This is a genomic window from Nostoc sp., from assembly GCF_036919895.1.
GTDB lineage: Bacteria > Cyanobacteriota > Cyanobacteriia > Cyanobacteriales > Nostocaceae > Nostoc.
In genome coordinates this window covers 1-10,840 of sequence record NZ_JBALBW010000096.1, presented here as the reverse complement: position 1 = coordinate 10,840, position 10,840 = coordinate 1, and the positions used below count along the sequence as shown (strand labels likewise).

Below are 10,840 nucleotides of genomic sequence, written 5' to 3'. Positions count from 1 at the left end.
GGGGAGCAGGGGGCAGGGGGCAAGGGGGAGAATAAAGAATTACCTCTTTCCTCACGGCTGCGTACTCCCTGCCCCTCTGCCTCTTCCCAATCCCCAATTCCAGTATCTCGCTCAATAATCGAGCGGATGATTCAAGGCAACGATCGCCAACTGGCAATGATTAACTCATTGCTAGAAATTAATTCCGGTGAAAAGCCGGGTATGGATCTCAAACCCGAACCTGTAGATTTTAGCAGCCTACTGAGAACAATTTTTTCCCAGTTGCAACCCATACTGACACAAAATCAAGCGACTCTAAAAAACTTGCTTCCCGCCGATTTACCGTTAGTGATGGTAGATGCAAGTCGATTGGATAAATTTTTGGCACATTTATTAACACATACCTTGCAAAATAATCCACCAGGATTAAATTTTATTCTGAGTGCCACCGTTGAGGGCGGAATGCTTCGCACTCAGATTCAAGATGACGGTGTGGTAATGAGTAAACTAGAGTGCGATCGCCTTTTCGATCTCCATGTCCGCGATCCTCAAGACTGTTGTTCTACGAGCATTGGCTTAAAAATGTATCTTTGTCGCAAATTTATTCAGTCACATGGCGGCGAAATCGGTGTTATTAGTAACCGCAAGCGCGGGTTAACTTTCTGGTTTACATTACCTTTAGCAAGTTCATCCACAACAAATCGTCCATAAATCACCAAAAAATGAGAGGGTGTTATTTATAGCAATGTTGAGTAAGGAAAACACCCTCAAGGTATGAGCAAAGTTGCTCGGATGCTAATGGCGACTCAATTTACAACAGTACAAAGGTGGTGGAAACAAACCTTTTCTGCACCAACAGGAGATGAAACCACTACTCTTTACAGAGTTTGGCGTAACCGTTTTCTGTGGCAGAGATTACGTTTATGGTTATGGCTAGCACTGATTTGTTTATTGTCTTTTACTGTGCGAGACATTTACGGCTTTTTTTTACCTTTAAAAGAGTTGGAAAGTCTGCCAGAAGTACTTAGAACTCAACGCTTTGTAATCAATACTGCAATGCTCCTAAGTATACTGGTATGCTTTGCTTTACATAAAACTAAATTAGGTCGTAATCGTCCAGATTTATTATTTTTGGGGTCTTCTTGGGCGATTAGTCTAGCATCGCAGTTATTTGCCACCCTCAGAGGTTTCGCACTACCCGATCCGATTGGTTGGTCACTTCTGTTCTTGAGCCAAGCTATATTAATGCCAGTCTGCTGGATTGTTCACTTGCTGTCTCAAGTGGGTGTACTAGTTTACTATTTTGGTGTAAATACTGCACTTGGATTAAAGACACCAGTCCCTGAACACCCAGAAATATATAGTGTGACATTCCTTTTATACATTTTTTGGTTCTGTGCTATATGTGACATTGGTGTTTATCTATACGATCGGCTGCAACGTTCTGAATTTTACGCCCGTCAAGAACTGGAATCTGCGTATCAAAAACTCAAAGTTGCAGAAACTAAATATCGCACCATTTTTGAAAACGCTGTTGAAGGGATTTTTCAAAGCAGTTCCGATGGACGTTACATTACAGCAAACCCTGCTTTAGCACGCATTTATGGCTACTCCTTAGCGGAGGAGGTGACAGCAAATTCCACTGATATTGAACAATTGTACGTCGATCCGAACCGCCGCGCCGAATTTGTCCGACTGATGGAAAAGTATGGCAGCATTGCCGAGTTTGAATCTCAAATTTATCGCCGAGACGGAAGCATTGTCTGGATTTCGGAAAAAGCCTACGCAGTCCGTGACGAACAAGGAAAACTGCTTTACTACGAAGGTTTGATTGAAGATATTACCCAGCGCAAACAAACTGAAGCAGAACTACGAGTATTTTTTCATGCAGTTTCTCACGACTTACGCAACCCAGTGCTGGGTACTTTAATGGTGCTGAGAAACTTGCTTGCACATCCAGAGGAAAATATTTCGATTTCCCGTTCAATTTTAGAGCGGATGATTCAAAGTAGCGATCGCCAACTAAACTTAATTAATTCGTTGATGGAAGCTCATGTCAGCGAAATTCAAAGTGTAGTTTTGCAACGTCAGCCTGTACAATTACTGACAGTTGTGGAAGCTGCGATCGCAGATTTAGAGCCATTACTAGAGCAAAATCAAGCCAAGTTAATAAATCTGGTATCCGCAGATTTGCCATTAGTGAATGCAGATCCCACGCAACTATGGCGAGTTTTTTCTAACTTAATCGTCAATGCTCTGAAACATAATCCTCCTGGATTACAGTTGACAATTAATGCTACTTGTGAAGGTGAGATGATTTATTGTACTGTTAGTGATAACGGCGTGGGCATTAGTCAACAACAAAGCGCTCGGCTTTTTGACCTTTACTTTCGGGGTGCAAGTATCCGCAATTCTGTAAGTTTAGGATTGGGCTTATATTTATGTAAGCAAATCATCAATGCTCACGGTGGTGAAATTGGTGTTGACAGTGCATTAGATGCAGGGGCAACTTTCTGGTTTACATTACCTATTGGCTGATTAATAGTCTTTAATTTTATCTTTTCTTCAGGCAAGACAGCTATGGGGTTTAAATTAGAACCATAATGAAAAGCGGAAGTTCAGGCGAAACTCTGTATGCTGACATTTACCCAACTTAAACCACCTAATTGCGATGTAGCAGTTACTTTTACTCTGGCGCTAACAGCAGAAGAACGTACCCGTAGCCGTCATCGCTTTGAAACGGCAGATGGTAAAGTTGTGTTTTTACATTTACCCAGAGGAACTGTTTTACACGATGGCGATATTCTGCAAGAAGAAACCCATAGTAGTTTAATCAGAATTATTGCCAAACCAGAACTAGTAATCACTGCCTTTGCCCAAACACAACTTTTATTATTACGGGCGGCATACCATTTGGGAAATCGCCACGTACCCGTAGAAATTAACCCAACTTATTTACGTTTATCTTCAGATTCGGTTTTACGCGCGATGTTGGAACAACTGGGGTTAGAAGTTAAAGAAGAAATTTTACCGTTTCAGCCAGAATTAGGAGCTTATGGACAACACCATCATGCTCACTGATAGCCATCTTTTGAGTATTTTGCAGTTAGCCAGCCCCGCTTTGCCTGTGGGAGCATATAGCTATTCTGAAGGTTTGGAAATGCTGGTAGAAAATGGTACGATCGCTAACCATACACATCTCAAAGATTGGTTAAAAGCAGAGTTGCTCTATGGGGCAATTCGGTTAGAGGCGGCGGTGATGATCCGATCGCAGCAAGCCGCAAAAATAGGTAATATTGAATCCTTATGCCGTTGGAATCTCTGGTTATCGGCTGCTAGGGAAACAGAAGAATTACGCGCCTCTAGTTGGCAGATGGGGCGATCGCTGATTCAATTACTTGCTAAACTAGAACCGGAGATTATACCTATTGCCAATACTGTGGGTAATCCTTGCAATTATGCGATCGCTTTTGGTATTGCGATCGCCCATTGGCAAGTTAGCATCAAAGCCGCATTACTCGGATATCTGCATAGTTGGGCAAGTAATTTAATTACTGCTGGCGTGAAACTTATACCCCTTGGACAAACCGCAGGACAGCAGTTATTGCTAGATTTACAACCATTATTTAGCGCTGCGGCATTAGAAATTCTCGCGTTGGAAGATGATGAACTCGCTTGTTGTAGCTGGGGTTTGTCGTTGGCAAGTATGCAGCATGAAACACAGTATACAAGGTTGTTTAGGAGTTAGTCATTGGTCATTAGTCTATACGACTAGTATTTGATTTTTGAAAAGATCCGTAGGGGAGCCAGTCGTGTGGGCGGGTTTCCCCACTTAGGTTTATTTGAGTAATTTATTTCTTAGAAGTCCCTTAATTCAATTTTCAATGCCCAATCCCCCACAAAAGTCTTACTTTGGATGTATTATTTTGATTTTCCCACCTATCCTATCCCCCTGGATGGGATAATAAGTTACAAGTAGGGGAAATGTGTAAACTATTCCCTAACTTTATATTTCTCTGCACTCTGGTTATATTGAGGAACTAATTGTGGTTGCCACGCCGGAAAAAGTACAACACACCCACGAGCATCTATCATCAGGTAAAGACCGTGTAGCCGTACTGCTTATGGGCTACGGCGAAGTCGAAAGCTACGAAGATTTCGCCAACTATAACGAACAGGCTTTAAATCTACTGACAGCAAAATTTGCACCAGTACCAACCTGGATTTATCCCCCCCTAGCAAAGCTTTTGGCGCTATTTGACCGCCATGAGTGGGGACACACACACCACGATTTTATCTCCCCACACAACGCCATCTTTGAACAGCAGCGGGCTGGGATTGAGAAGAATTTACAAGAAAAATGGGGCGATAAGGTTCAAGTTTTCAAGGCTTTTAACTTCTGCGCTCCTTTCCTGCCCAACCAAGTTTTAGCAGAAATTAAAAACCAAGGCTTTGAGAAGCTTCTAATCTACCCGTTGCTGGTTGTTGATTCTATCTTTACTAGTGGGATTGCGATCGAGCAAGTTAACAATGCTCTCGTTGAGTTGGCAGATGGTGAGGAACACTGGGTTAAAGCACAGCGCTATATTCCTTCTTTCTTCAACGAACCAGCTTACATTGATTTAATGGCCCATCTGGTTGAGGAAAAAATTGCTGAGTTAGCTGGGGCTTATCTACCTTCTCAAATCGGTATTGTGTTAATGAATCACGGCTGTCCCCATAAAGCTAAAGGCTTTACTTCTGGGATTGCCGAAAGTGAAGCAATGTACGAATTGGTTCGGGAGAAGTTGATTAACCGCTATCCGTTAATCTCGGTGGGTTGGCTCAATCATGACACCCCCTTAATTGATTGGACACAGCCAAATGCAGAGCAAGCGGCAAATAACCTGATTCAACTTGGTGCAAAAGTGGTAATTTTTATGCCAATTGGCTTTGCCACAGAAAACCACGAAACTCTATTGGATGTACACCATATCATCCATGCTTTGGAAAAACAGCATCCTGGTACGAACTACGTGCAAATGGCTTGCGTTAACGATCGCCCAGAATTTTTGTCAATGGTGGCTCAATGGGCTGATGCTCATATTGCAGAGTTGTTGTCAGAGCAAGCTTTGGCGGTTAATCCCCAACTCGCTGGCGATCGCCATCACCACCATCATCATTAAGTAAAATTTGAGTTTAGTAGGGTGGGCAAAGCTTTGACCACCCTACTTACTAATTAATGCCCCGCAGCTTGCGAGTATTATCAACTAAACTCTGAGCAAATTGGTCGAATCTTTGAGAGAGCTTTTCATCTAGCAGCTTGCCTTCGGGACTGAATGCACCCCAAGCCTGTCCGATTGCAATTTGTTCGGGGATAGACCAACAATGCACCCATCTGGTAATTAACCGTAGTTCGTTTAGAGCGTTGCTATTAGACTGACCACCCAAAACACTAATAAATCCTGCTACTTTATCAGACAGTTGCTCAAAGCTCATCAAATCTAGAGCATTTTTCAGGACACCACTAACCCCACCGTGATACTCAGGTGTGGCTAAAATTAATCCATCAGCGTGACTGACTGTATCTTGCAACCGCTTAACATCTGGGTACTCTGGATACTCCTTTGCACCAGTGCAAAACGGTAACTGCAACTGTCTTAAATCAAGAATTTCTACCTCTGCACCAACGGCTTCTACTCTTTGCACTGCTACTTGTAAAGCCAGTTGGGTATAGGAGTTTGATCTTAAACTACCACCAATGCCAATAATTCTTACCATAATTAATCTACAAACTATTAACTAGCCACTATCATCAGATTTCTTAAAAGGCGGAATCGTTATGACTATGTTTATCTTAGCGATTTGTATCGGAATATGTCAAATTGATTTCACGAGGACTGGGGACTGGATACTAAGCAAAGGAAAGAACTATCCATTTGTCCTATAACCTTTTGCCTCTATTTTCAAATCCTCAATCCCCAATCCCCAATCCCCAGTCCCCAGTCCCTTATCTGGAAGTTAAACTAGATAAGAAAAGTGTAATTTCCAGTTATTACAATTTTTGGTAGAAGAATAGGCATAAAACCATAGCTCAATTTGTGCCAGCAGACAAAGGGTAATTATTATGACAAATTTTGGAAAAAAAGCATTGGTAAAAAGGCAGTCATCAAAGCGCGTTGCTTGGGTTGGTGCAATTGCAGCTAGCTTGATTATGTTACCAGGAATTTTCGGGAGTACCCCCGTCTTGGCACAAAAAGCAGATAGTAGCTCTACCTCTAGTACCTCTCTAAACTATGGTGATTTGCTCAAGAAAGCGAAGGCGGGAGAAGTTCAAAAAGTAGAGCTTGACGAAACCGAACAGGTAGCTAGGGTTTATCTCAAAGGGCAAAAGGAGAATACGCCACCGCAACAAGTGAGACTTCTGGCACAAAATACAGAGTTAATCAACATTCTCAAAGATAAGAATATTGAGTTTGGCGAGGTTTCCTCTGCTAACAGTCGGGCTGCTGTTGGGCTGTTGATTAATCTCATGTGGATTTTGCCGCTGGTGGCTTTAATGCTATTGTTCCTCCGACGCTCTACTAATGCTTCTAGCCAAGCGATGAATTTCGGCAAATCCAAAGCTCGTTTCCAAATGGAGGCGAAAACTGGAGTGAAATTTGAAGATGTCGCCGGGGTTGAAGAAGCGAAAGAAGACCTGGAAGAAGTTGTGACTTTCTTGAAACAGCCAGAAAGATTTACGGCTGTAGGCGCACGGATTCCCAAAGGAGTACTGTTAATTGGCCCTCCTGGTACTGGTAAAACTTTACTAGCAAAAGCGATCGCAGGTGAAGCAGGTGTCCCATTCTTCAGTATTTCCGGTTCGGAATTTGTGGAAATGTTCGTTGGTGTGGGTGCATCTCGCGTGCGTGACCTCTTCAAGAAAGCCAAAGAAAATGCTCCATGTCTAATATTTATCGATGAAATTGACGCAGTAGGTAGACAACGAGGTACTGGTATCGGTGGCGGTAACGATGAGCGCGAACAAACTCTCAACCAACTGCTCACCGAAATGGACGGTTTTGAAGGTAACACAGGTATCATTATTATTGCCGCGACTAACCGCCCAGATGTTTTAGATACAGCGTTGCTTAGACCAGGACGCTTTGACAGACAAGTGATGGTCGATCCACCCGATCTCAAAGGGCGACTGGAAATTTTGAAAGTTCACGCCCGAAACAAGAAAATTGACCCTAGCGTATCATTAGAAGCGATCGCTCGTCGCACTCCTGGTTTTACCGGCGCAGACTTAGCCAACTTACTCAATGAAGCTGCCATTCTGACTGCGAGGAGACGGAAAGAAGCTGTCACCCTTTTAGAAATTGATGCGGCTGTGGATAGAGTCGTTGCAGGTATGGAAGGGACTGCATTGGTAGACAGCAAGAGTAAGCGTTTGATTGCCTATCATGAAGTTGGACATGCTTTAGTGGGCACATTGCTCAAAGACCATGATCCTGTGCAGAAAGTTACACTCATTCCCCGGGGACAAGCACTGGGATTAACTTGGTTTACTCCTAACGAAGAACAAGGGTTAATTTCCCGTTCCCAACTCAAATCCAGGATTACTGCTACCCTAGGTGGTCGCGCTGCCGAGGAAATTGTTTTTGGTAAGCCAGAAGTTACCACAGGTGCAAGTAACGACTTGCAACAGGTGACAGGGATGGCGCGGCAGATGGTGACACGCTTTGGCATGTCAGAATTAGGCCCGTTGTCCCTAGAAAATCAGAGTGGAGAGGTATTTTTAGGACGCGACTGGATGAATAAATCAGACTATTCTGAGGAAATTGCCGCAAAAATTGACTCACAGGTACGCGGAATTGTCAACAATTCCTACATCAGAGCAAAAGAACTGTTGGAAGAAAACCGCATAGTTTTGGAGCGTTTAGTAGATTTGTTAATAGAAGAGGAAACAATTGAAGGCGATTCATTCCGCCAAATTGTTGCTGATAACGCCCAAGTAGCGGATACAAAATTAGCTGTACCTCATTAGACATTTGATGAAAAATAATGTAGAGACGTAGCAGTGCTGCGTCTCTACAAGGGCCAATAATTCCTTTTTAAACCGCAGAGGCACAGAGGAAAGCAAAGATTTTAGAAATTACCTTAAAAGGGCTAGTCCTAAAATAAGTCGGAATTTTCGCGTAAAAAGTCAGAAGGCTACCTCAGTATTTCTACGATGCTTGCTGAGGTTAAATTCGTTGGAATCCCTATGAATCAAGAATCCTCACGCCTTTAGGCTGAGGAGTGTCAAAAACTGGCACATAAAGTCTTGCCACTGTCAAGCTTAAGGTATTGTATTATATACCCAAGCGATGTACTACAAGTGGAAATGGACATCATGAAACATAGATTTTGGGCAAGCTATCTGCTTGCGGCTTTAGTATTTCTCCCCTTTGAGCCTGTGATTATTAATCAGGTTTTGGCAACAGAGTCGGGTTTTGAACTCGCACAAGCCAAATCTGCTTATACACAATATATGCAGCTTGGTTATAACGAAACTAGACGGAGAAACTATCGAAAAGCTTTATTTAATTTTCAGCAAGCAGAGCGGCTACGTCCTGGAGATAGGTATGCTACTGCTGCAATTAGAAATGTTACAAGTTACATTCAACGTGGTAAAAATCGTATTGCCTTCGTTCCAGGTAGACCTGGTAGGGTAAGGTCAGCAGGAACACGAGGAAGTTGCTTTCAAACTGGACAAAATATTATTCCCCTGACACCAACAGATAAGGAAGCTCAACGAACCACAGCAGAGCGTCCCACATTATTTTTCTATATTCCTCAAACCTCTACAATAGTACAAGCATTAGAATTTGTTTTGCGGGATAATGATAGCTCCGACCCATTGTATAAGGGAACTTTCAAACCTGTTGGTCAGAATGGTATTGTTAGTGTAAATATACCTGCGAATCAGCCATCTTTACAAATCGGTAAAGAGTATAGTTGGACTTTTTCAATGATTTGTGATCCTGGGAACCGCGATAAAGACTCTTATGTAGAAGGTACAATAGTGCGATCGCAAGATGAAAACCTATCTGTTGAGCTAAACCAACCAAATACAGACTTAGATCGTGCAGTTCTATTTGCAACGGCTGGATTTTGGGAAGATGCTTTAAGAACTTTAGCTAATTTACGCCGCCAACGTCCTAACGATCCCGAAGTTCAGAAATATTGGGAAGATTTGTTGAATTCAGTAGAAATTAAAGAAGTTGTAAACAAGCCTTTATTGCCCTGTTGTACTATTCAGAAATAAATTAAAAATTACTTAATAACCAGGTTTTGATAGAGAAGGCGGGGTTTTTTAAGCTTCATAGGATTTACGTAAAATTATATGCACTCAGGGGCAATTTATAAATTACCTCTACTCGATCGACTTGTTATACTGCTGATAATATTGTGCCGCTTGCGATATATTAAACTGTAGGAGCTTTTCCTCTCCCAACTTGTATCGCAAACTCGGCTTAAAAGGCGAAACATTCAAACTGCGAATAATTTCTGTCGCCACAGCCTTTGCTAGTAGTGGTGGTACAGAGTTACCAACTTGACGAAATCCGTGCCATTTGGTTATATGAAATCTAAACCAATCGGGGTAAGAATGCAATCTTGCTGCTTCCCTAACTGTGATACAACGAGGTGTAAATGGATGAATTGGTCTAGGAGATGTGAAAGAACCCCTATACTTATCTGTCCCGGCTCTTAAAGTATTGCAGACACCAGCAGGATGCAGCTTATAAAAACGACTAATTTTTTCTCTCTCGCCTTGTTGAGTCTCCTGAAAACGTTTAATGGTTTCCACGGAATGTTTTGTTCTTAAACTGGAAGAAAGTATTCGCAGATCGGATTCACGTTTATAAGAATAATCATTGTTTAAGCATTTAAGACCACGAAGTACACGAGCATAGTTACTAGGCTTTTGGTATTCTGCTACAACCCAGTCTCTTGTTACTAACTCAGGATACTTTTCTATTTCAGGTAAATCTTTAATTGCATCCCATACTGTAGGACTCAATGGGATACTAGATATTTTTTTATAAGTTAAATTATTGGGTAATGCTTGTTTAGTAATCAGTTGAGGGTATTTCGGTAACTCTACATCTTCCCTTGCACCTATGAGGAATAATCTCTCACGTGACTGTGGTACTCCATAATTTGCAGCGTTGAGAACTTGGTAATTTTCTTCTACTTTATAGCCGTGAATTTTAAACTCGCTAATTAAAGATTGGAGGATTTTTTTATGTTCGCCAACTGCGATTCCCCGGACATTTTCCATTACAAAGAATTTCGGTTTTAGCTCCAAAACCAGCCGATGAAAGTGAAATACCAAAGAGTTTCGTGGATCGTCAATAACCCGTTTACCAATTAGAGAAAATCCTTGACATGGTGAGCCACAAATTACCACATCAATTTCACGATCGCCAATTTTAGACCGACTCCTAATTTCTTCTCCGGTTGTATCCACAACGCTTTTACATAACACTGAGCAATATGGGAAGTTAAATTCATGTGTTGCACAGTGGATAGGGTCAATTTCCACAGACGCTAGCACGTCAAAACCAGCTTGTTCAAAGCCAAGAGTCATACCGCCTGCGCCAGCGAACAAATCAACTGCGATCGCTCTTTTTTTTCTCATCTCATAAGCCATGACACCTCTAAAGGGATTAGGGATTAGGGATTAGGTATTGGGTATTGGGTATTGGGTATTGGGTATTGGGTATTGGGTATTGGGTATTAAATATACAAAATTTTCCCTAGTCCCTAGTCCCTAGTCCCTAGTCCCTAGTCCCTAGTCCCTAGTCCCTAGTCCCTAGTCCCTAGTCCCTAGTCCCTAGTCCCTAGTCCC

General features: G+C 42.2%; 9 protein-coding genes. 7 read left to right on the top strand and 2 right to left on the bottom strand.

The genetic code is table 11. From position 1 onward, the window contains the following. The 5 genes from V7K55_RS19585 to V7K55_RS19565 form a co-directional block, all read left to right on the top strand. Positions 1-690, top strand: a 690-nt coding sequence (locus V7K55_RS19585) for a sensor histidine kinase (RefSeq protein ID WP_334834261.1), incomplete at its 5' end; no start/stop codon positions are given. Positions 691-753: 63 nt separating this feature from the next. Then, positions 754-2,517 carry a sensor histidine kinase gene (locus tag V7K55_RS19580; protein ID WP_334834260.1) on the top strand — a complete coding sequence of 588 codons (1,764 nt, stop codon included), beginning with the start codon at positions 754-756 and terminating at the stop codon, positions 2,515-2,517. 96 nt (positions 2,518-2,613) lie between these two features. Beyond that, positions 2,614-3,060: an urease accessory protein UreE gene (ureE, locus tag V7K55_RS19575; RefSeq protein ID WP_334834259.1), complete on the top strand. Its 447-nt coding sequence runs from the start codon at positions 2,614-2,616 to the stop codon at positions 3,058-3,060. After that, positions 3,035-3,727, top strand: a complete 693-nt coding sequence (locus V7K55_RS19570) for an urease accessory protein UreF (protein ID WP_334834258.1) — start codon at positions 3,035-3,037, stop codon at positions 3,725-3,727. Before ureE ends, V7K55_RS19570 begins: the two co-directional genes overlap by 26 nt. Positions 3,728-4,025: 298 nt before the next feature. Beyond that, positions 4,026-5,144 carry a ferrochelatase gene (locus tag V7K55_RS19565; RefSeq protein WP_334834257.1) on the top strand — a complete coding sequence of 373 codons (1,119 nt, stop codon included), beginning with the start codon at positions 4,026-4,028 and terminating at the stop codon, positions 5,142-5,144. A 49-nt stretch (positions 5,145-5,193) separates the two neighbouring features. Here V7K55_RS19565 and V7K55_RS19560 read toward each other — a convergent pair whose 3' ends face one another. Beyond that, complete coding sequence (locus V7K55_RS19560; RefSeq protein ID WP_334834256.1) at positions 5,194-5,739, bottom strand: NADPH-dependent FMN reductase; 546 nt, start codon at positions 5,737-5,739, stop codon at positions 5,194-5,196. Between the two features lie 346 nt (positions 5,740-6,085). On the opposite strand from V7K55_RS19560, the gene ftsH reads away from it, so the two are divergent. Together ftsH and V7K55_RS19550 are read left to right on the top strand one after the other, a co-directional pair. Then, entirely contained in the window at positions 6,086-7,990 is a 1,905-nt protein-coding gene (gene ftsH, locus V7K55_RS19555) for an ATP-dependent zinc metalloprotease FtsH (RefSeq protein ID WP_334834255.1), read from the top strand. A 348-nt stretch (positions 7,991-8,338) separates the two neighbouring features. After that, positions 8,339-9,253: a DUF928 domain-containing protein gene (locus V7K55_RS19550; RefSeq protein WP_334834254.1), complete on the top strand. Its 915-nt coding sequence runs from the start codon at positions 8,339-8,341 to the stop codon at positions 9,251-9,253. A 108-nt stretch (positions 9,254-9,361) separates the two neighbouring features. Here the strand turns inward: V7K55_RS19550 and V7K55_RS19545 are convergent, their stop codons facing one another. Next, complete coding sequence (locus V7K55_RS19545; RefSeq protein WP_334834253.1) at positions 9,362-10,642, bottom strand: DNA cytosine methyltransferase; 1,281 nt, start codon at positions 10,640-10,642, stop codon at positions 9,362-9,364. Between the last annotated feature and the right edge of the window lie 198 nt (positions 10,643-10,840).